Origin of the sequence: Microbacterium flavum, assembly GCF_018717645.1 — a bacterium.
GTDB classification, from domain to species: Bacteria; Actinomycetota; Actinomycetes; order Actinomycetales; family Microbacteriaceae; genus Microbacterium; species Microbacterium flavum.
In genome coordinates this window covers 102963-124490 of record NZ_JAFLHG010000007.1, presented here as the reverse complement: position 1 = coordinate 124490, position 21528 = coordinate 102963, and the positions used below count along the sequence as shown (strand labels likewise).

The 21528-nt window shown below is 69.6% G+C and carries 18 protein-coding genes; 9 read left to right on the top strand and 9 right to left on the bottom strand.

The window, feature by feature from the left end; genetic code table 11:
• The first annotated feature begins 20 nt into the window (after positions 1–20).
• The 3 genes from J0P97_RS09130 to J0P97_RS09120 are packed head-to-tail and all read left to right on the top strand — an operon-like array spanning position 21 to position 3775.
• Positions 21–1427, top strand: a complete 1407-nt coding sequence (locus tag J0P97_RS09130; RefSeq protein ID WP_215487474.1) for an O-antigen ligase family protein — start codon at positions 21–23, stop codon at positions 1425–1427.
• On the top strand, positions 1424–2752 hold the full coding sequence (locus J0P97_RS09125) for an O-antigen ligase family protein (RefSeq protein WP_215487473.1): 1329 nt from the start codon (positions 1424–1426) through the stop codon (positions 2750–2752). The genes J0P97_RS09130 and J0P97_RS09125 overlap by 4 nt, the downstream gene beginning before the upstream one ends.
• Before the next feature lie 12 nt (positions 2753–2764).
• Positions 2765–3775 carry a glycosyltransferase family 2 protein gene (locus J0P97_RS09120; protein WP_215487472.1) on the top strand — a complete coding sequence of 337 codons (1011 nt, stop codon included), beginning with the start codon at positions 2765–2767 and terminating at the stop codon, positions 3773–3775.
• A 43-nt stretch (positions 3776–3818) separates the two neighbouring features.
• Here J0P97_RS09120 and J0P97_RS09115 read toward each other — a convergent pair whose 3' ends face one another.
• From J0P97_RS09115 to glf, 5 genes are all read right to left on the bottom strand, one after another.
• Positions 3819–4559 (bottom strand): ABC transporter ATP-binding protein, encoded by a 741-nt coding sequence (locus J0P97_RS09115; protein ID WP_215487471.1) that lies wholly within the window; start codon positions 4557–4559, stop codon positions 3819–3821.
• Positions 4559–5359: an ABC transporter permease gene (locus J0P97_RS09110; protein WP_215487470.1), complete on the bottom strand. Its 801-nt coding sequence runs from the start codon at positions 5357–5359 to the stop codon at positions 4559–4561. Before J0P97_RS09110 ends, J0P97_RS09115 begins: the two co-directional genes overlap by 1 nt.
• A gap of 22 nt (positions 5360–5381) precedes the next feature.
• On the bottom strand, positions 5382–7502 hold the full coding sequence (locus tag J0P97_RS15920) for an acyltransferase family protein (RefSeq protein WP_215487469.1): 2121 nt from the start codon (positions 7500–7502) through the stop codon (positions 5382–5384).
• Between the two features lie 61 nt (positions 7503–7563).
• Entirely contained in the window at positions 7564–9576 is a 2013-nt protein-coding gene (locus tag J0P97_RS09100) for an acyltransferase family protein (protein ID WP_215487468.1), read from the bottom strand.
• 5 nt (positions 9577–9581) lie between these two features.
• Positions 9582–10718 (bottom strand): UDP-galactopyranose mutase, encoded by a 1137-nt coding sequence (gene glf, locus J0P97_RS09095; protein ID WP_215487467.1) that lies wholly within the window; start codon positions 10716–10718, stop codon positions 9582–9584.
• Positions 10719–10966: 248 nt separating this feature from the next.
• On the opposite strand from glf, the gene J0P97_RS09090 reads away from it, so the two are divergent.
• The gene (locus J0P97_RS09090; protein WP_215487466.1) at positions 10967–11857 is read left to right on the top strand and encodes a glycosyltransferase family 2 protein; all 891 of its coding nucleotides are present in this window, start codon (positions 10967–10969) and stop codon (positions 11855–11857) included.
• 31 nt (positions 11858–11888) lie between these two features.
• Here the strand turns inward: J0P97_RS09090 and J0P97_RS09085 are convergent, their stop codons facing one another.
• From J0P97_RS09085 to rfbA, 3 genes are read right to left on the bottom strand one after another with little or no spacing between them, the layout of a single operon-like run.
• Entirely contained in the window at positions 11889–13304 is a 1416-nt protein-coding gene (locus tag J0P97_RS09085) for a sugar nucleotide-binding protein (protein WP_215487552.1), read from the bottom strand.
• A 5-nt stretch (positions 13305–13309) separates the two neighbouring features.
• Positions 13310–14308: a dTDP-glucose 4,6-dehydratase gene (gene rfbB / locus J0P97_RS09080; RefSeq protein ID WP_215487465.1), complete on the bottom strand. Its 999-nt coding sequence runs from the start codon at positions 14306–14308 to the stop codon at positions 13310–13312.
• Positions 14308–15177 (bottom strand): glucose-1-phosphate thymidylyltransferase RfbA, encoded by an 870-nt coding sequence (gene rfbA, locus J0P97_RS09075; RefSeq protein WP_215487464.1) that lies wholly within the window; start codon positions 15175–15177, stop codon positions 14308–14310. The genes rfbB and rfbA overlap by 1 nt, the downstream gene beginning before the upstream one ends.
• Positions 15178–15400: 223 nt before the next feature.
• Between rfbA and J0P97_RS09070 the strand changes: the two genes are divergently transcribed.
• Genes J0P97_RS09070 through J0P97_RS09055 form a run of 4 tightly spaced genes read left to right on the top strand, consistent with a single transcriptional unit; the run spans position 15401 to position 19471 of the window.
• Complete coding sequence (locus tag J0P97_RS09070) at positions 15401–17347, top strand: DUF6541 family protein (RefSeq protein WP_215487463.1); 1947 nt, start codon at positions 15401–15403, stop codon at positions 17345–17347.
• On the top strand, positions 17344–18129 hold the full coding sequence (locus tag J0P97_RS09065; protein WP_215487462.1) for a glycosyltransferase family 2 protein: 786 nt from the start codon (positions 17344–17346) through the stop codon (positions 18127–18129). Before J0P97_RS09070 ends, J0P97_RS09065 begins: the two co-directional genes overlap by 4 nt.
• On the top strand, positions 18126–18518 hold the full coding sequence (locus tag J0P97_RS09060) for a DUF2304 domain-containing protein (protein ID WP_215487461.1): 393 nt from the start codon (positions 18126–18128) through the stop codon (positions 18516–18518). Before J0P97_RS09065 ends, J0P97_RS09060 begins: the two co-directional genes overlap by 4 nt.
• Positions 18515–19471: a glycosyltransferase family 2 protein gene (locus J0P97_RS09055; protein ID WP_215487460.1), complete on the top strand. Its 957-nt coding sequence runs from the start codon at positions 18515–18517 to the stop codon at positions 19469–19471. Before J0P97_RS09060 ends, J0P97_RS09055 begins: the two co-directional genes overlap by 4 nt.
• On the opposite strand, the gene J0P97_RS09050 is transcribed toward J0P97_RS09055, so the two are convergent.
• The gene (locus J0P97_RS09050) at positions 19472–20701 is read right to left on the bottom strand and encodes a polysaccharide biosynthesis protein (RefSeq protein WP_215487459.1); all 1230 of its coding nucleotides are present in this window, start codon (positions 20699–20701) and stop codon (positions 19472–19474) included. It lies immediately after the preceding gene.
• A 56-nt stretch (positions 20702–20757) separates the two neighbouring features.
• Here J0P97_RS09050 and J0P97_RS09045 point away from each other — a divergent pair, with 56 nt between their 5' ends.
• The gene (locus J0P97_RS09045) at positions 20758–21489 is read left to right on the top strand and encodes a glycosyltransferase (protein WP_308163530.1); all 732 of its coding nucleotides are present in this window, start codon (positions 20758–20760) and stop codon (positions 21487–21489) included.
• The last annotated feature ends 39 nt before the right edge of the window (positions 21490–21528 follow it).

Sequence of the window (21528 nt, the reverse complement as noted above, 5' to 3'; positions counted from 1 at the left end):
CACGGTAGCCTGATCTGACCATGGCCGTGCACACGAACCACCCCGTCGCGGCGCCTCCGCACGCTCCTGCACGCGAGACGACGGGGCATCTGCTGCTGCGCGGCTGGTGCATCTTCGTGATCGCGGCGGCCCTCGCCGGGACGGCGTGGCTCGTGGCGTTCGGCACCCCCGCCGCGGCGATCGTCGCCATCGCGTCGGGCCTCGTCTCGGGCATCCTGTGGGCGGTGCTCCGCCCCGGGGTGCAGTGGCGGCGGCTCCCCTGGTATGCCCTGCTCTACGTCGTCTGGGCGGTCGCCTCGCTCATCTGGACGGCCTACCCCGAAGCCACGGCCCTGACGCTCCTGCTTCTTCTGACCACGACCGTGCAGGCGATGTTCGTCGGATCGGTCCTCACCTGGCGCGAGCTCGTCCGGGCGATCGCGTCGGCGCTGAAGTGGATCCTCATGCTGTCGATCCTCTTCGAGCTCTGGGTCTCGCTCCTCTGGGGCGGTCCGATCCTGCCCGGATTCCAGCGTCCCGACCCGGGCGTGACGTACGACCCGATCGTGTACTGGTCGAGAGACAACCTCTTCGACGGCGGCCGCATCCAGGGGATCTTCGGCAACGCGAATCCGCTCGCCTATGTGGCCCTGCTCGGCATGATCGTCTTCGCCGTGCGCTTCGCCGCGCGCGCGCCGCGTCGCCTGCTCCTCGGGGCGTGGTTCCTGCTCGCCGGCTTCCTCTTCGTCCGGGCGGGGTCCGCGACGGCGACCCTCGCGGCGGCGGCCGTGGTCGTCGTCCTCGTCACGGTGCTGCTCATGCGCCGCACCCGCCGCGCCGGGGAGCGCACGCGGTACTACCTCGCGTACGCGGTCGTCGCGCTCGGCGGCCTCACGGCACTGTGGCTCTTCCGGGATGCGTTGTTCTCGGCGCTCGGCCGCTCCTCCGACCTCACCGGCCGTGAGGGCATCTGGACGCTCGTGTGGGAGGAGGCCATCCAGCATCCGATCATCGGATGGGGCTTCTCGACCCCGTGGGTGCCGAGCGACCCTCACTTCGAGGGCTGGATCGTCGACCACGGCCAGACCGTGATGCAGGCCCACAACATGTGGCTCGACGTGTTCTTCCAGCTCGGGGGCATCGGGCTGATCCTCATCGCCGCCGCGATGCTCGCGTTCGTCTGGCGATCGTGGTTCTTCGCCGTCGACCGCCCCCGCTGGGATCTCGTCGCCGACCGGCCCTACTCGCCGATCACCCTGGTCCCGACGCTCGTCGGCGCCGTCCTCCTCGTGCAGGGGCTCGCCGAATCCGGGCCGCTGCTCGGGTGGGGATGGTTCTTCGTCATCCTCCTGGCCTTCAAGATCAAGCAGGCGCCGCTCATCGGGCGCGGCCCGTCGGAGCAGCGTCTGGTCGGCGAGCAGGGCGAGACGACACGGCCCCTCCGATGACGACGGATGCCGGCGGTGCCGGGCCCCGCGGGGGCGCCCGCGCCGCGGCGGATCTGCTCGGGTCCGCGGATTTCGCGCGCGCCTACACCCTCACGGTCTTCGCGGCCCTCGTCGGCGCCCACCTGGTCGTCTCCGTGGCCGGCGCGGTGACGCTGCGCACGGTCATCGCCGGTCTCTGCGTGATCGGACTCGGCGTCCTCCTCGTGCGGCGCGCCGAGATCTCCTTCCTCCGGCTCGTGCCGATCACCCTCGTGCTGCTGGTGGTGTGGGCGTTCGCGAGCATCTTCTGGAGCACCGACCCCCTCTCGAGCTTCGCGCGGTGGACGGCGATGCTCGCCGTCGCCTTCCTCGCGGTCGCGATCGGGCACATCCGCGACACCCTCCAGACCGTGCGGGCCCTGGGCGATGTGCTGCGCGTCGCACTGTCGGTCTCCCTCGCCCTCGAGGTGCTGAGCGGCGTGATCATCGACACTCCCCTGCGATTCCTCGGCATCCAGGGCAACATCGCCCATTTCGGTCCGATCCAGGGGATCTTCGGCACGCGCAACATGCTCGGGTTCATCGCCGTCGTCGCGATCATCACCTTCGCCGTCGAGATGCGCGCGCACTCCGTCCGCCCCGGGCTCTCGGTGTTCTCGATCTCGCTGGCGAGCGCCCTGGCACTGCTGTCGGCCTCGCCCACCGTCCTCGTCCTGATCGTCGCCGTCGGGGTCGCGACGGGGGCGCTGACCCTCGTCCGCCGGGCGCGGCCGGAGCGGCGTCGACGCGTGCAGGGGATCCTCGCGGCGGCATTCGGCGTGGCCGGCATCACGCTGTACGCGCAGCGGACCCGTGTGATCGATCTGCTCGGCGCGACCGACGACCTCTCCATGCGCGCCAACCTCTGGGCGCTCGCGCGGTTCTTCGCGGGGCGCCAGCCGGTGCAGGGGTGGGGATGGTTCGGATCGTGGGATGTCGCCGAGCAGCCCTTCCTGACGATCAATCAGCTCCTCCGTCAGCGTCACTCCACGGCCCTCAGCGCATACGTCGACATCCAGCTGCAGCTCGGCTGGATCGGACTGCTGCTGCTGTGCACCCTCGGAGGGGCGGCGATCGTGCGTTCGTGGCTCGATGCGAGCCAGCGCCGGAGCATCGTCTACGCCTGGACGCCGCTGATGCTCGTCGCGCTCGCGGTGACGAGTGCCTTCGAGTCGGTGGCGCTGTTCAGCGTCGGCTGGCTGCTGCTCGTCCTCTGCGCCGTGCGTGCGGGGCAGTCCCGCGGGTGGCGGGAGAGGTTGGGGGCGAGCGTGCCGACGGGCACCGTTCCGGGGATGCCGCCGGGGTAGAATCGGCTGGTCATGACGCTTCCCACCTCTCCGCGCCCGGCCGCGGGCGACGCGGCCTCCGGGGCGTCGTTCGACCCCGCGAGCGCGACCATCGCCGTCGTCACGTTCAACCGCTCGACCCTCCTCACCCGCCTGCTGGACTCGATCAGCGCGATGGATCCGAAGCCGGGCCATCTCGTCATCGTCGACAACGCGTCGACGGATGACACGACCGACGTCGTCGAGTCCTACCGCGATTCGATCGGCACCGAGATCGTCTACCGGCGACTGGACACGAACACAGGTGGGTCCGGCGGGTTCAGCGAGGGCATGCGGATCGCGTACGAGCTCGGCTCGACATGGATCTGGGTGATGGACGACGACGTCGAGGTCCTCCCCGACGGCCTCGCCCGTATGGGCGCGTGGGCACCGCGGTTCAAATCCATCCAGGGTCGCCGCTACGACTTCGACGGCAGCGAGTTCTACTGGCAGTACCGGATCTCCGAGCCCCTCGGGATCCCGATCCCCTTCGCCCCCAGCGGCTTCGACGCGTCGGGGTACAAGGAGATGAACTCGGGCTGCTTCGAGGGCATGTTCATCAACCGTGAGATCGTCGAGCAGATCGGCCTGCCCGACCCGCGGTTCTTCATCTACTGGGACGACCAGACCTACGGCTGGCTGGCTTCGCGTGTGACGACCTCGGTGATCGTCGACGAGTTCGTCCTCCGGCGCACACGCGAGATCAAGCAGTGGGACATGGGCATCCGCCACATGAACGCGTCCTCCGACGCCTACCGCTACTACATCATGCGCAACCGCGCGATCATCAAGCGGTACTACCGGGCGCTGGACGTCTACAACCCGCTGCTGTTCGGACTGGGCACGACGCTGACATTCGGCAAGGAGATCATCCGGCTCCTCTTCGTCGAGCGGAAGGTCTCCGGCACGTCGAACCTCTTCCGGGGTCTTCGCGATGGACGCAAGATCGCGAAGGATGCCGACTGGAAGCCGATGCCGCCGCTGGTGGCGTCCCCCCAGGCCTGATCTCTCCCGAATCGGTCCCCGAGCATGTCGAGTGGTCGCCCGCTCAGCCGGGGTGATCGGCGCCATACGCCTCGAGGATCTCGTCGATCCCGGCATCCCGCTTCAGGGTGCCCTTGTCGAGGTAGAGACCCCGGGTGCAGAACCGGCGCAGGTCCTTCTCGTTGTGACTGACGAAGAAGAGCGTGCGCCCTTCGGCGAGGAGCTCGTCGATGCGGCGGTAGCACTTCTCCCGGAAGGCCTTGTCGCCGACGGCGAGCACCTCGTCGACGAGGAGGATGGGTTCGTCGAGCTGCGAGACCACCGCGAACGCGAGGCGCACCTTCATCCCGTTCGAGAGGTGCTTGTAGGGCATGTCGACGAAGTCGGCGATCTCGGCGAAGCCGATGATGTCATCGAAGCGCCGCCCGACCTCCGCCTTCGACATCCCGTGCAGGCCGGCGGTGAGCCGGACGTTCTCCCGGACCGTCAGGTCGCCGACGAAGCCGCCCGTGATCTCGATGAGGGGCGCGACTCCCCCGTGCACCTCGACGGAGCCCTCATCGGGCAGCAGCACTCCGGCGACCAGCTTGAGGAGCGTCGACTTGCCCTGGCCGTTCCGCCCGACGACGCCGATCGCCTCACCGCGACGGACCTCGAACGACACGTCGCGCAGCGCCCAGAACTCGCCCGGGCGCGTCCGACGCGTCGCTCCGCCGAAGAGGTCCTTGAGGCTCCGCCGCCCACGGCGGCTGCGCCGGAAGCGCACGCCGAGGTGCTCGACCCGGATCGCGATGTCGCCCCCCATCACAGCTCCTTCAGCACGGCGGGCTCGAGGCGGCGGAAGACGAGGATGCCGACAGCGAGGAAGCCGAGCGACATCGCCGCCGCGACCCCGACCGCGGCGGCATCCCACTCCTGCGGGAACAGGCCCACACGATAGAGCGTGAAGATCCCCGCGAGGGGATTGAAGACCGCGAGGTCTCGGAAGATGCCCGGGAGGTCGGAGATGCCGTAGATGATCGGCGACGCGTAGAACAACGCCCGCAGGATGAGGCGCGTCGTGCGCTCCAGGTCTCCCCACAGCGCGCACAGCGGGGCGATCACGAGGCCGAGACCCACCAGGAGGATCGCCTGGAGCACGACCCCCACGGGGAAGAGGAGGATCATCGGGTTCAGCTCCACCCGCGGCGACGCGACGATGGCGAAGACGGCGAGCACCGGGATCGAGAAGGAGAACTCGACCCCCTTGCTGAGCACGATGCGGTTGACCCAGATGGAGCGCGGGATCGCCGTCGAGCGGACGAGCTTGGCATCCCGCTTGAAGGCTTTGGTCAGGTCGCCGACGGCGGAATTGAACCACACCCACGGGAGGAGACCCGTCAGCAGGAAGACGATGTAGGGCTCACCCCCGATGCCGTTCCGCTGGAAGACCAGCGTGAAGACGAACCAGTAGATGATGCTCATCACGAGCGGATCCAGAACGGACCACAGATACCCGAGCGCGCTCGTGGCGTACCGCACCCGCAGGTCGCGCGCTGAGAGCAGCCACAGGGAATGGAGGTAGCGCCGGGGCGAGCCTGGAGCGCCGACGACGGCGGAAGTCACGGGGTCGAGTCTATGCACGCGGTCACGGGCTCAATGGGAGCGCGGCCTCGATCATGGGCGCGAGCAGCCGCGCGTACTCGAGGTTCAGGTGGTCGGCGTCGTAGTAGACCGGGATGCCGCCGACGACGCCGTAGCAGAGGCTGTCGTCGCACAGATACGGGGTCGGGTCGAAGAGCGCCACGCGCGGATCTCCGACGGCGCTCACCGCGGCCACGAGCGGATCGGCGGGCTGCGCCTCCGACCGTGGACGCGCGCACGCGGCGGGATCTCCGGTGTTCAGGGCCACGCAGTCGGGACTGCGCACCTCCCCGTTGTAGGGGGGATCTGCGATCACGAGGATGCGGCTGCCCGCTTCGGTCCACGGCGCCCAGGTGCGCTGCAGGCCGGCGACGTACTGGGTCGTCGCGTCGGTCCCCGACCCGTCATCGACCAGCTCGTGCCGCGCGGCCATCGAGGTGACGACCAGATCCGGCACGTCGGCCGTGATCGCCTGCGCGAGATCGTGATTCCATCGGCGGCACGTGTCGATCGCCGCGGTGGTCCCCGGTGACCGGAACCCGACATAGGCGACATCGGCGACGGGGCACCCTCCGATGAAGCTGATGGTGACGCGCCAGCCGTGCTCTCTGGCGAGGTCGAAGAGCGGGCCCTGCCACTGCTGGGCGTGGGAGTCGCCGACCAGCCACACGTCGGGCGCGCCCGCGTCACCGCCCGAGAAGTCGCACCGGTGCGTCGTCGAGGTGTCGCCGTATCTCAGGATGTCGAGGAATTCACCGCATTCCGGGGGCGTGTAGAAGTACTCGTTCTTCGGACCCATCTCCACGGAACCGGCGGGACCGAACGGATCCGGACAGTCGTTCTGGGCGACAAGGGCATTCGGCCCGGCGCAGGAACCCTGGGGAGGACTCGCCGACGGCGCGTCGGCGGCGGACCTGACCGCGCTCCCGACGAGGAGGAGCCCGACGAGGACCGCGATGACGGCCCAGCCCGCAGCCATGCCGGTGACGGCACGTCGCACGGAGCCGCTCCAGATCGGCCAGGTCTGGGCCGGCTTCTCCACCCACCGCCGGGTCGCCCAGGCGAGGACCAGCGCGACGGCGAGGATCGCGATGCGGATCGGGCCCGACAGCTCCCTCCCGAGCACGAAGGGGGCGACGACGATGAGAGGCCAGTGCCACAGGTAGAGGGAGTAGGACACATCCCCCACCCACTGGACCGGCCGCCACTCGAAGACCGGCGAGAACCGGGTCCGCGTACCCAGCGAACCGGCCGCGATGACCGCCGCTGTTCCGATGGCGGGCAGGAGCGCGGCGCTTCCGGGGAAGGGCGTGGCGGGGCCGAAGGCGAACACCGGGTAGACGATGAGGCCGAGCCCCGCGGCGATGAGCGCGTAGCGGAGCCCCTGCGGAGCACGCAGCCGAGAAACGCCCAGAGCGACGAGCCCTCCCAGGGCGAACTCCCAGGCGCGCGTGAACGTCGCGAAATAGGCCGGTGCGGGGTGTGCGGCGGTGTAGACGATGCTCGACACCAGCGACGCACACGCGACGGCGGCGAGCGTCACCAGGATCACGGTGCGCTGCCGTTCGGGACGTCCGAGGCGGCTCGCCGCCCAGACGGCGCCGAGCATCACGATCGGCCACACCAGGTAGAACTGCTCCTCCACCGACAGCGACCAGAAGTGCTGAGCGGCGCTGGCCGCGTCGTTGAGGGCCGAATAGTTGACCGACATCGCCGCGAGCGTCCAGTTCTCGACGTAGGTCGCGCTGGCGATGATCTCGATCGCGTTGCGACTCCACCGCGCGTAGGGCAGGAACGCGGCGACCAGCCCGGCGGTGACGGCGAGCACCAGCAGCGCCGCGGGGAGCAGCCGCCGGATACGACGTGCATAGAAGCGACCCAGCCGGATGCCTCCGGTGCGCGCGACCTCGCCGAAGAGGTGCGCCGTGATCAGGAACCCGGAGATCACGAAGAACACGTCGACCCCGACGTACCCACCGCTGAACCGCGTCGGCCACAGGTGGTTCAGCACCACTGCGGTGATCGCTACCGCGCGGAGCGCCTGGATATCGCTCCGGAAGGCTCGACTCCCCGGGGCGTCGGCACTCCCGCCGCGCGCGGCGGTCTGCGCGAGGGAAGACGTCACGGGGGCTAATCCTATCCGCCCGCATCAGGCCTTCGAGCGGAGCCGCTCGCCCGCGGCGGGCTCAGCCGAGCTTGCCGATCGCGGTGAGTCTTGCGGCCAGGACGGGTCCCAGCGTGCGCGCATAGGAGTGCGTGAGGTGGTTGTGGTCGAGGTAGACGATGACGTTGCCGATCACGGGAAGGCACCACGAGTCCGGGCACAGATGGTCCACCAGGTCCACCACGTCGGCGCCGCGCACGAGGGACGCGGGGTTCTCGGCCGCGACGACGGCTTCGCGCGGGCGACGGCATTCCGGTGCGGCGGGCCCCGCGCTCTCCACGCAGAAGAAGATGTTCTGCTCGAAGCGCGGATTGTCTCGGAACAGGACGACCGACGTCCCCGACTCCCGGAGCCGGTCGACGGTCGCTTCCAGGCCTCCCAGGGCACGCTCGTCGGCGGACTCGGGGAGACTCTTGGTCGCCATTCCGAAGACCATCGACGGTCGGAGCTCCTCGATGAACGCGAGAGCTCCGTCGCGCCACTGCGGGCAGTCGTCGACGCCGTCGACGGGGGGCTCCTCGAGAGCGAAGGAGCATCCCCCTTTGAAAAGCGCGACGACGTCCCATCCCTGATCCTCGGCGATGGGGAGGACGGCCCCCGCCCACTGCTGCGCGTGCGAATCTCCGACGATGACCACCAGGTCGCGAACCCAGCCGTCCGAGCGTGTCTCGGCGCAGGTCTCGGCGACCAGAGGGTCCGTCGGCGCGTAGAGATCTCGGCACGGTCCGTCCAGCGCGACCCACTCGTCATCCAGCGAGGTCGCGTCCGGCCAGAGCGGAACATCGTCCGGAACATCGTCCGCCCCGGGAAGGAGCGACATCGCCCCCGGGTAGCTGCCGGCGAAGTCCTGTGCGAGAGCCGCCACACGTGCGCGCTCCGTCCACTGCCAGAGAGTGAGGGGCGCGGCCACCACCGCCACGCAGGCCACGACGGCGACCGCACCGCGCCATGCGCTCCCGTCGAGCCGACGAAGCCGACGCATCGGCTCCTCGACGCCGGCCGCGAGCACCCGGGCCAGGACGAGGGAGATCGCGATGATCGCGCCGCCCGCCAGCCAGCCGACGCTCGTGCGATCCGTGACGACGAGCCAGGTGATGAGGACCGGCCAGTGCACGAGATACAGCGCATAGGCGTCTCGTGCCAGGAGTCGCAGGGGGCGGGAGGACAGGAGAGCGGCAGGACCCCACCGGCTCGGTCCGGAACCGCTGAGGATGACCGCCGCGGTGCTCAGGACGGGCCACAGGGCGAGATACCCGGGGAAGCCCCCCTGGACATCGAGCGCGATGCCGCACGTCACGATACCCGCGAGCCCCATCCAGCCCAGCACCGCGCGCACCGGCGGGGACGCTGCGAAGCGGGGCAGGAGGAGCGCCAGGAGAGAACCGGCGGCGAACTCCCACAGGCGTGTGCGCGTATCGAAGTAGGCGAAGGATTGGCGAGACGAGGTCTCGACGATGGAGAAGACCAGTGACGCGAGGAAGATCGCGCCGAAGGCCGCCACGAGAAGCGACGAGGCCCGCAGGCGCGCGCGTCGGGCGATGACGGCGACGACCAGGAACACCAGCGGCCAGATGATGAAGACCTGTCCCTGGACGGACAAGGACCAGAAGTGCTGGAGCGGGCTCGGAATGCTCTCTTCCCGCGCGTAGTAGTCGACGTTCGTGAAGGCGAGCTCCCAGTTCTGCAGGTACAGCAGGGAGGCCCACGTCTGACGCCAGATCGCCGGCCAGGTGGACGACGGATAGACGAGCAGGCTCGCCGCCAGGATGCCGAGCATCGTCACGGCCGCCGCGGGGAGAAGGCGCCGGAACTTCCTCATCCAGTACCGACCGACGCCGAGGCGACGGCCCGCATCGAGGCGACGCGCGAACGAGGCCGTCAGGAAGAAGGCCGAGATCATCAGGAAGACGTCGACGCCGCCCGAGACGCGCCCGAACCACACGTGGTACACGACCACGAGAAGGATCGCCAGGGCGCGCAGACCGTCGATGTCGGCGCGGTAGGTGGCGCGGTCCCCGGGCCCTGCAGAATCCATCGGCCTCAGGCGAGGTGATTGTTCCACATCGACAGCGCGGATCCGATGGCCATGTGCATGTCGAGGTACTGATAGGTGCCCAGTCGACCACCGAAGTGCACGTCGCGCTCACCCTGGGTGAGGTCGCGGTAGGCGAGGAGCCCTGCCCGGTCGTCGGGGGTGTTGACGGGGTAGTAGGGCTCGTCCTCGCGGGTCGCGAAACGGGAGAACTCCCGCATGATCACGGTCTTGTCCGTCGGGTACCGACCCGCTCGTTCGGGGTGGAAGTGCTTGAACTCGTGGATGCGGGTGTACGGGACATCCGCATCGGCGTAGTTCATAACGCTCGTCCCCTGGAAGTCGCCGACCTCCAAGACCTCTTCCTCGAAGTCCAACGTCCGCCACGACAGCTCGCCCTCGGCGTAGTCGAAGTAGCGATCCACCGGCCCCGTGTACACGACGGGGACCTGGCCCACCGTCGCCTTCTTGTTCAGCGGCTGCGACTCGTCGAAGTAGTCCGTCGACAGGCGCACCTCGATGTTCGGGTGATCGGCCATCCGCTCGAGCCACGCCGTGTACCCATCGGTCGGCAGGCCCTCCCACGTGTCGTTGAAGTACCGGTTGTCGTAGGTGTACCGCACCGGGAGGCGGCTGATGATCTCCGCCGGCAGCTCCTTCGGATCGGTCTGCCACTGCTTCGCGGTGTAGTCGCGGATGAACGCCTCGTACAGGGGGCGCCCGATGAGCCCGACACCCCGCTCCTCGAGGTTCTGCGCCGACTTCGGGTCGAACTCCCCCGCCAGCTCGTGCACCAGCGCACGCGCCTCGTCCGGCGTGTACGCGGCCTGGAAGAACTGGTTGATCGTGCCCAGGTTGATCGGCAGCGGGAACACGACGCCCTTGTGGTTCGTGTACACCCGGTGCACGTAGTCCGTGAACGTCGTGAACCGGTTCACGTACTCCCACACCGTGGCATTCGAGGTGTGGAACAGGTGCGCACCGTACCGGTGCACCTCGATGCCCGTGGTCGGCTCGTCCTCGCTGTAGGCGTTCCCGCCGATGTGATGACGGCGATCGATGACGGTCACCTTCCGCCCCGCGGCCGCCGCCCTCTCCGCGATCGTGAGGCCGAAGAATCCGGAGCCGACGATGAGAAGATCCATGCGCTGTGCCGTTCGTCGAGGGAGGGATGCACGGGACATCGGCTCAGGAAACCGGTCGACCGTCAGCGACGAGTTTAGCCCACCGCCCCTCCGGACCCCGCCGGGACCGCACCGGAGGCTCCGCAGGAGGAGGACCGGGCGCCCAGGCGGAGCCGGATATACTCCTTGACGCCGAGAGCCGGTGGGCCGCACCCGCGCTGTGACGGCCCCTCGCGTTCAGCCGTCGAGATGATCCGAAAGGGCGTGAGATGACCGGGACCATCGACGTGATGCTGCCGTACTTCGGCGACAGCCCGCACTTCCGACAGGCCGTCGAGAGCGTGCGCGCTCAGACCTTCACGGACTGGCGACTCGTCTGCGTAGAGGATGCGAGTCCCCGGGGCGATGCCGGCCCGTGGTTGGCGGAACTCGGCGATGACCGCATCGTGCATCTGCGCAACGACCGGAACCTGGGCGTCGCCGGGAACTTCGCGCTCTGCCTGACGCTGGTCGAAGCGGACCACTTCGTGATGATGGGCAGCGACGACCTCATGCTCGCGAACCACCTCGCCGTCCTCGACGACGCGCGCCGCCGGCATCCGGAGGCGGACCTCATCCAGACCCGGGTGGAAGTCATCGATGATGCCGGCCGTGTGGCACGGCCCCTTCCGGACGTGGTCAAGGCCGTTCTGCGCCCTCGGACGAGACGAGGAGATCGGGAGCTCTCGGGAGAGTCGTTCGCGTCCAGTCTGACCCGCGCCGACTGGGCGTACTTCCCTTCGCTGCTCTGGCGCACGGACAGGGCGCGCCGACTCGGTTTCGATCAGCGCTATGCGATCGCGCTCGACCTCGGCCTGATCCTCGACATCGCCCTCGACGGCGGCCGGATGGTCGTTCTGGATCCGCTCACCTTCCGCTACCGCCGTCACCGAGCATCCGCCTCCATGGCGGCCGCGCGCACCGGCGAGCGGTTCGAACAGGAGCGGGCGTTCTTCCTCGCCTATGCGACCCGGTTCGCGGAGCACGGCTGGCGCCGAGCCGCTCGGATCGCCCGGTGGCACGTCGTGTCGCGCCTGAACGCGGCGAGCGAGGTGCCCGGCGCCCTTCTCCATGCCCGCGCGGGCGGAGTGCCGCGCCTCATCGCGCACGTCTTCGGCTAGCGGGCCGGGCGGCCGTCGCGCCTCCCGCTCGTCACCCCGCCGGAGCGAGGTACGCGGCGAGCGCGTCCTCGGTCGGAGTCAACCGGGCACCGGCGGCCTCGATCCGCGCCGTCGACAGCACGCTGTTGCGGGGCCGAGGCGCCACAGGGCCCTGCGCCGACGCGAAGTACTCCTCGGTCGAGACGCCGGTCACGCGTGCCGGGTCGTGCCCGGTGATCTCGAAGACCCGCCGCGCGATGTCGGCCCAGGACTGCGGGTCGCCGGCGCCGGTCAGGTTGTACGTCCCGTACTCCGCGCCGGTCTCCACGAGGTGGCGGATGCCCCGGGCGATGTCGTCCGTGAACGTGAGCCGTCCGACCTGGTCGTCGACGACCTTCGGGTCGATTCCGCGCTCCGCGAGAGAGGCCATGGTGCGGACGAAGTTTCCGCCCTCGCCGATGACCCAGCTGGTGCGGACGATGTAGTGGCGAGGCACCGTGGCGACGACCTGGTCGCCCGCCGCCTTGGTCTGCCCGTAGACGCCGAGCGGGCAGACGGCGTCGTCCTCGGTGTACGGACTGTCCGAGGTCCCGTCGAAGACGTAGTCACTCGAGACGTGCACGAGGGTGACCCCGTGCGCAGCGGCGATCCGCGCGAGGGCGGAGACGCCGGCGACATTGGCGGCCCAGGCATCCCGGCGGCCCTCGGGGGTCTCGGCGAGGTCGACCTTGGTGTACGCGGCGGCGTTGACGATGGTCCCGTAGTCCCGCCAGCGCCGCGCGGCGGCCAGGTCGGGAGACGACAGATCGAGGGTCGTACGGTCCGCGTATTCGATGTGCGGGGCGCCGCCGTACTCGGCGCGCAGCGCGCGGCCGAGCTGACCGTTCGCACCGAGGACGAGGATCCGCTTCGGCGGGATCGGCGTCACGTCCTGAAGGCGCGGGTGCGCGAGGTCCTTCGGGGAGATCTCGACATCGGCGAGCGGAATCGGCCAGGCGATCGCAGCGGTCTCGTCCGCGAGATTCAGGAACGAGTACGCGGCATCCGGCGACCAGTGGTCGTTGACGAGATAGGTGTACGCCGTGTCCGGCTCGAGCGTCTGGTACGAGTTGCCCACGCCGCGCGGGACGAAGATCGCCTTCGACGGGTCGAGCTCGGTCGTGTAGACGGCCCCGAACGAGGGCCCCTCCCGCAGATCCACCCAGGCGCCGAAGATGCGTCCGGTGGCGACGGAGACCCACTTGTCCCACGGCTCCGCATGGATGCCGCGAGTGGTGCCGACCGCGTCGTTGAAGGAGATGTTGTTCTGGACGGGGCCGAAGTCGGCCAGCCCCTGCGCCGTCATCTTCTCGCGCTGCCAGTTCTCCTTGAACCATCCGCGCGCGTCGCCGTGCACCGGCAGATCGAAGACGACGAGTCCCGGGATCGTCGTCTCGGTGACCGCGAGCTGCTTGCCGTACTCGGTCACCGCCGTCACTGCCCCTTGCTCGCGTAGAACGCCTCGACGCCGTCCTTCGCGGGGGCCCACCACGCTTCGTTCGCCTTGTACCAGTCGATGGTGGCGGCAAGCCCCGCCTCGAAGTCGCGGTACTGCGGTGTCCAGCCCAGCTCGGTGCGCAGCTTCGTCGAGTCGATCGCGTACCGGAGATCGTGACCGGCACGGTCGGTGACGTGATCGTAGGCGTCGGCCGGCTCGCCCATGAGGGAGAGGATCAGCTCCACGACCGTCTTGTTGTCCTTCTCGCCGTCGGCGCCGATGAGGTAGGTCTCGCCGATCTCGCCCCCCTCGAGGATCGTGAGGACGGCGGACGAGTGGTCATCCGCGTGGATCCAGTCGCGGACGTTCTCTCCCGCGCCATACAGCTTGGGTCGGATGCCGCGGATCACATTCGTGATCTGGCGGGGGATGAACTTCTCGACGTGCTGATACGGCCCGTAGTTGTTCGAGCAGTTGGAGATCGTCGCCCGCACGCCGAACGAACGCACCCACGCTCGCACCAGCAGGTCCGAGCCCGCCTTCGTGCTGCTGTACGGCGAGGACGGGTTGTACGGCGTCGCCTCGGTGAACCGCTCGGGGTCATCGAGCTCCAGATCCCCGTAGACCTCGTCGGTGGAGATGTGGTGCAGGCGCGTATCGTGCTTGCGCGCCGCCTCGAGGAGCGTGTAGGTGCCGATGATGTTCGTGTCCAGGAACGGGCGCGGGTCGTTCAGGGAGTTGTCGTTGTGCGACTCCGCCGCGTAGTGGACCACGGCATCCGCGCTCGCGAACAGGGAGTCGACGAGCGCCGCATCGGCGATGTCCCCCTCGACGAAGGTGACGCGGTCCTCCGGCAGCCCGGCGAGCGAGGTCCGGTTGCCTGCGTAGGTCAGCTTGTCGAGCACGGTGACGTGATCGTCGGTGTGCTCCACCACGTGGTGGACGAAGTTGGAGCCGATGAAACCGGCGCCGCCGGTGACGAGCAGTCTGCGCATCAGTGTCCTCTTTCCAGGGACTCGAGGAGGTAGGTGCCGTAGCCGGACTTGACGAGCTTCTCCGCGCGCGTGCGGAGTTCGCCGTCCGACAGGAAGCCCTGTCGCCACGCGACCTCCTCCGGCACGCCGATGGAGAGCCCCGTGCGGCGCTGGATGGTGCGGACGTACTCGGCGGCATCCGTCATCTGGTCGAACGTGCCCGTGTCGAGCCAGGCGGTGCCGCGCGGCAGCACCTCCACCTGCAGCTTCCCGGCCTCGAGGTAGGCGCGGTTGACGTCGGTGATCTCGTACTCGCCGCGCGGACTCGGCTGCAGGCCGCGGGCGATCTCCACGACGTCGTTGTCATAGAAGTAGAGACCGGGGACGGCGTAGTTGCTCTTGGGGTGCGCGGGCTTCTCCTCGAGGGAGACCGCGCGGCCCTGCTCGTCGAACTCGACGACTCCGTAGGCGCTCGGCTCGGCCACCCAGTAGGCGAACACCGCGCCGCCGTCGATGTCGGCGTAGCGCTTCAGCTGGGATCCGAGTCCGGGCCCGTAGAGGAGGTTGTCGCCGAGGACCAGCGCGACGCTGTCGTCCCCGATGAAGTCGGCGCCGATCGTGAACGCCTGCGCGAGACCGTCGGGAGAGGGCTGCTGGGCGAAGGTCAGGCGGATGCCGAACTGGGATCCGTCGCCGAGGAGCCGCTCGAAGAACGGCGCGTCGTGCGGCGTCGTGATGACCAGGATGTCGTCGATCCCCGCGAGCATCAGCGTCGACAGCGGGTAGTAGACCATCGGCTTGTCGTACACGGGGATCAGCTGCTTGGAGACGCCCAGCGTGATCGGATGCAACCGGGTGCCGGAGCCGCCCGCGAGAATGATGCCCTTCATGATCACCGATTCTTCCATGAGCGGCGAGGTCGGCGTGTCGTCGTCTTCCCGGCGTCCGCAGCGGTGCCCCACGACGGGCGCCGACGTCGGCGGCGTCACGCTCGGGGGTCTGACAGGTCCGCTGGGATACGCTTGACAGCTGTGGTCCGCCGCGAGCGGCATGTCATTCCCGCCAACCGAAGGATCTCATGACTGACGTGACACCGTCTGAAGGGCGGCAGTGATGTCGTGGCTCTCCCTGATCGCCGTCGCCGTCGTCACCGTCGTGGTGCTGATCGTGATCGGCTACGCGCTCGCCCGCATCATCGGGCTGCGCGGGTTCACCGCGATCGCGGTCGCCCCGGCGTTCACGATGACCGTGATCGCGATCGCCTCCGTGATCCTGCCGTGGGTCGGTGTCCCGTGGGCGACGCCCGGCGTCCTGGTCGTGGCCGTCGTCCTCGGCGGCGTCCTCGCCGCGGCGCGATGGGCGACCCGGCGGTGGAGACCGACCGTGGAGGCTCGACCCCGACCGGAGTTCGACGCGTGGCTGCTCGTCGGGCTCCTGCTCGCCGTCGCGCTCCTCTCCGCCCGGGTGATCGGCGCGATCCAGGAGCCCGACCGGATCTCGCAGACCTACGACAACGTGTTCCACCTGAACGCCGTGCGCTGGGTGCTCGACACGGGGTCTGCCTCGGCGCTCGACATCGGCTACATGACGAACCCCGCCGGGCCGCCCTCCTTCTACCCGTCGGCCTGGCACGGCCTCGTCGCGCTCGTCGCGCAGCTCACCGGCGCCACCGTGCCCGTCGCGATCAACGGGGTCGTCCTCGCGATCGCCGCCGTCGTCACGCCGCTCGGACTCCTCCTGCTCACCCGGACGCTTTTCGGGCGCTCCCCCGTGCTCTCGATCGCTGTCGGCCTCGTCACGGCATCCGTACCGCTCTCGCTCCTCCTCATGGATTACGGCGTCCTGTACCCGTTCCAGCTCGGGGTCGCGCTCCTGCCGATCGCCCTCGCACTCACCGTTCGACTTCTGCGTCTGGTGCCGTCGACGGACGACGTCGGCACGCTGTGGTGGGGGATCGCCCTCCTCGGCCTCATGCCCGGGATGGCGCTCGTGCACCCGGGCGGGCTCATGGCGTGGCTCGCCCTGTCGGTGCCGATGGCGGTGATCTTCGTCGTGACGCAGTGGCGCAGCCACCGGTCTCCGCGCCGCCGGACGATCCTGCTCGTCGGGAGCGCGCTCTACCTGGTCGTCGGCGCAGCGATGGTGTATCTGCTCCGCCCGCCCGCACTGGCGCGGGGGTGGCAGCCCGAGATCAACGCGAATGACGCCGTCGTCCGCATCCTCACCGCCCACCCCTGGTACCCGTACGCCCCCGTGGTCATCGCGGCCGCCGTCCTGGCGGGGGTGGTCGCCGCCGTCATCCGTCGCGACCGTGCCGCGGTGACGACCGTCGGCGTGTACGCCGTCGCGGCGATCCTCTACTTCGTGGTCGCCGCCGTGCCGTTCCCGTTCCGCGATCTGTTCACCGCCCCCTGGTACAACAACGTGCCGCGGATCGCCGCGCTCCTGCTCGTCGCCGTCGTCCCGCTCGCCGCGTTCGGGCTGGCGGAATCCTGGCGGTTCCTGGTCCGTACGCGGGGCGGCGGCCGGATGACGGCCCGCGCGGCGCAGGCCACCGCGATCGCCGTCGCCGTCGCGGTCGCCGTCCTCACCCAGATCGGGCCCCTCTCAGCGATGCCGCAGGCGCAGCGCGCCGCGTCGGCATCCTTCGCGCTGACACCGGACTCCCCCCTGCTGAGCACGGACGAGGCTGCTCTGCTCGCCCGCCTGGACGAGCACGTGCCCGCGGATGCCGTCATCGCCGGCAGTCCCTGGACGGGAACGTCGGTCGCCTACGCCCTCACCGGTCGTCACGTCCTGATGCCCCACATCCAGATGGTCATCTCCGACGACCTGGAGGCGGTGAACGACGACCTCCGCGATGCGACGCCGGGTTCTCCCGTGTGCTCCTCGATCGCGGATCTCGGCGTGCAGTACGTGCTGGACTTCGGCTCGCGCGAAGTGCACGGTGCCACGCACGTGTATCCGGGCCTGGAGGATCTGAAGGACTCGACCGCGGTGCGCCTCGTGGACAGCGAAGGGCAGGCGCGCTTGTATCAGGTCGTGGGGTGTGAGCGATGAGCGTCGGCACGGGCGGGCCTGAGACCGGGAACCGGCAGGAGGGTGCGGGGACGCCGCGCACGCTCATCATCGTTCCGGCGTGGAACGAGGAGAGGAACGTCGGCGCGACGGTGACCGAGATCCTCGCCGCCCGCCCCGGGTACGACGTCGTCGTCGTCGACGATGGGTCCACGGACGGCACCGCCGGGGTCGCGCACGACGCCGGCGCCACCGTGATCACGCTGCCGTTCAACCTCGGCGTCGGCGGCGCGATGCGGACGGGCTTCACCTACGCGAAGCGCCGCGGCTACCAGCGCGCCATCCAGGTCGATGCCGACGGCCAGCACAATCCGGCCGACATCGACGCCGTGCTCGACGGCCTCACGCGCGCCGACATCTCGATCGGGGCACGCTTCGCCGACGTCGGAGACTACGACGTCCGCGGTCCGCGACGGTGGGCCATGATCGTCCTCGCGAAGGCGCTCTCCCGCGTCACCGGGACACGCCTCACGGATGCCACGAGTGGATTCCGCGCAGCCGGGACCCGCGCGATCGCACAGTACGTCGAGTACTACCCTGCCGAGTACTTCGGCGACACCCTGGATTCCCTCGTCGCCGCCTCCCACGCCGGGCTGACCGTCACGCAGGTGCCGGTCGCGATGCGCCCGCGGATGCACGGAACCTCGACGCAGGGGACCTGGGGTGCGATGGTCTACCTCCTGCGCGCGGTCTTCGCCCTGACCCTCGCCGTGGTGCGCCCGGGCCGCCGCGGTCCCCGCGAGACGGAGAACCCACAATCATGATCGTCTTCTTCGGCGTGATCCTGGCCCTGATCATCCTGGCCGTCGTCATGCGCATGCTGCTGAAGCGGTCGCTCCGCGAGAAGTACGCGGTCATGTGGCTCGTCATCGGGCTCGCTGTCCTGATCCTCGGCCTGTTCCCCCAGCTCCTGACGGCGATGACCGATCTGCTCGGCGTTCAGCTGCCCTCGAACCTCCTGTTCGCGCTCGCCATCGTGCTCCTGCTCGGTGTCGCGCTGCACCTGTCGTGGGAGCTATCGCAGGCGGAGGACGAGATCCGACGGCTGGCGGAAGAGGCGGCGATCTCCGAGGCCACCGTGTCGCAGCTGGAGTCCCGCATCGCCGCCCTCGAGGCCGCCTCCGCGCACCCCCGGCGGGCCGATCCCGAGTGAGCTCGCTGGAATCGGCGCGATCGAGCTCCGTGGAATCGGTCTGGGCCGTCGTCACCTCGTTCCATCCCGACGACCTCGGGCCGGGCATCGCCCGTCTCGCCCCGCAGACCGACGGGGTGATCGTCGTCGACGACGGCAGCGGCCCCGCCGCGGCGGAGCAGCTGGACCATGCGCGCGCCAGCGGCGCCGAGGTCGTGGCGCTTCCTGAGAACAGGGGCATCGCCGCGGCCCTCAACGCCGGCATCCGCCGAGCGTTCGAGCGTGGCGCGGATGCCGTCGTCACATTCGATCAGGATTCCTCCGTCGACGCCGACTTCGTCTCGACGCTCGTCACGCTCCACGATGACCTCGTCGAGAGCACCCCCGGCGGCGTCGCCGTCGTTCCCCAATTCTTCGCGGGCGTCGATCAGACGGTGGTGCGCGCGGCCGACGGTCGACTGGCGGCGCGGAACCCGATCCAGTCCGGAATGCTGCTCCCGCGCTCCGTCGTGGATGCCGTGGGACTCTTCCGCGAGGACTTCTTCATCGACCTCGTCGACACGGAGTACGCGTTGCGGTGCGCCTCGGCGGGTGTCGCGGTGATGGGTGCACCGGGGCTGCGTCTGCACCATCGACTCGGAGCCCGCTACCGGGCGCACGGGTGGCCGCTGCGCCGCCTCGGCGTCCTCACGCTGAGCGCGCCGTTCCGCTACTACTACCGGATGCGCAACCGCATCCTGCTCGAGAAGGAGTATCTCCCCCGCTTCCGCTCGCGCCTGCTGCGCGACGGACTCATCGACCGCGCGCACTTCCTCATCGTGCTGCTCCTCGCACGCCCGCGGTCGGCGATGTGGGACACCCTCCGATCCGCCGCACGCGACGGGCGACGCGGGGTCGGAGGCAGGATGCCGGCCGCCGCCGCCGCGCGCGCTCGCGCCATCTCCTGGGACGCGACGCGCGACGACGAGGACTGATCAGGCCGCGGGAGCAGGGCGGACGCGGCGCAGCTCCGTCAGCGCCGGTCCCGCGAGCACGATCAGCGCAGTGAGCTCGGATGCCGCGACCCCCGCCGCGATGACGGGCGCGGATCCGACGTGCGCGCCGCTCAGCATGACGGTCAGACCGATGACCGCAGCCGCGATCGTCGCGACGAGGACGACGCGGAACCGGCCGGCGGGGATCAGCAGGTTGCGGATCAGCGGGGTCGCGAGCGAGATGCAGACGAACGCGACGGCGTACAGGGCACTCGGCACCGGCTGCGCCGCGACCTGGGGCCCGAAGACGAGGCCGGTGGCCCACGGCCCGAGCGCGGCGATGGCGACACCGCCGAGCAGTCCGAGCACGCCATGGGTGGCCAGGGCGAGGAGGTTCCTGCGGTGCGGGTCGGCTGCGCCGTTCTCCAGCACCCACGCCTGGAAGGCGTTGGCGACCGCGACGACCGCGAGCGTGCCGATCCGGTACACGCGGTCCGCGGAGGCGAACGCGCTCGCATCCGCCGGGCTGAGTCCCGCCGTCGCGATCGGGATCGCCGTCGACCCGTACGCGTTGCCGGTCGCATCGATCGCAGCGGTCGGGACGAGGCTCCGGAGGACCTGGCCCACCGGGAGCGGGTGGTAGTCGGGGTGGGCATGCTCGCGGACGGTGAGCCACGCGTGCAGCGAGAACGCCGGGAGGGTGAACAGCGCCAGCAGGATCGGGTACCACAGCACCTGGCCCGAGAAGCCGATGATCGGCAGCGCGACGAGGGAGGCGCCGAGCTTCGGCAGGGCGTCGTAGACCATGACGCCCCGGGGGTTGCCCTCCCCGATGCAGAACCACGCCGGCGTCAATCCGCCGAGCGCCATCGCCACGGCAACGGCCACGGACTCGATCCGGTAGGCCTCCGAGCAGATGAGCCAGGTGACGACGCCCACCACCGGAACGACGACCGCGGCAAGCAGCAGCCGCGACCGGAGGCTCTCCCGCAGGATCAGCGCCTTCTCGTGGTCGGAGCCCGACCGCGCGACCCGGACGGGGCCGAGCACTCCCCAACCGAACAGGATGCCGACCATGCCGAGGATGCCGATCGACTGCCCCGCGGAGAAGTTCGCCCATCCGCCATCCCCCACGACCCGTGAGACGACGGGAAGTATGATGAACGGAGCGAGCGCCGAGATGATCGGCGCCCCGGTGAAACCCGCGAACCTGAAGATGAGCGAGCGCACCGGGCAAGTGTACGTGCGTCATCGCCACGTCCCCAACCCGGAAGGCGGCGGAGTCCGTGGATCAGCGTGTGAGCGTGTGCATGGCCACGTACAACGGAGCGTCCTACGTCACGGAGCAGCTCGGCTCGATCCTCGCCGAGATCGGCGCCGACGACGAGGTCGTCGTGGTCGACGACGCGAGCACCGACGACACCGTCACCGTCATCGAGGCGATCGGCGATCCCCGCATCCGCATCGTCCGCAATGAGACCAACCGGGGTTACGTCCGCACGTTCGAGCGCGCGCTGGGCGAGGCCGCCGGCGATGTCCTGATCCTCTCCGACCAGGACGACGTGTGGGTTCCCGGCCGTCGCGACCTCCTCCTGCAGGCCGCGACGACGCGCGGGATCGCTGCGTCGAACCTCGTCCTGCTGGGCTCGGACGAGCCCTTGCGCTCTCCCCTCACCGGACGGCCCTGGCTCCTGAGAGAAGCGGACTCCCGTCGGCGCTGGCGGAACGAGCTGCTCATCCTCGCGGGCGACATCCCGTACTTCGGCTGCACCATGGCGATCCGCCGCGACGCGCTGGAGCGCGTCCTGCCCTTCCCCGCCTACCTGACCGAATCGCACGATCTGTGGATCGCGACGGTCGCGAACAGGCACGGACTGATGACGCACGTCGAACCCCCCACGCTCCGTCGCCGCGTCCACGCCGCGAACGCGTCCACCCCGAAGCCGCGTTCGGCCGGCAAGGTCCTCGCCGCGCGCTGGATGCTGCTGCGCGCGTTCTTCTCGGCAGGGCGGCGCTGAGGGGTGCGGAGAAGCTCCCACCAAAATCCCCAGTAGTTC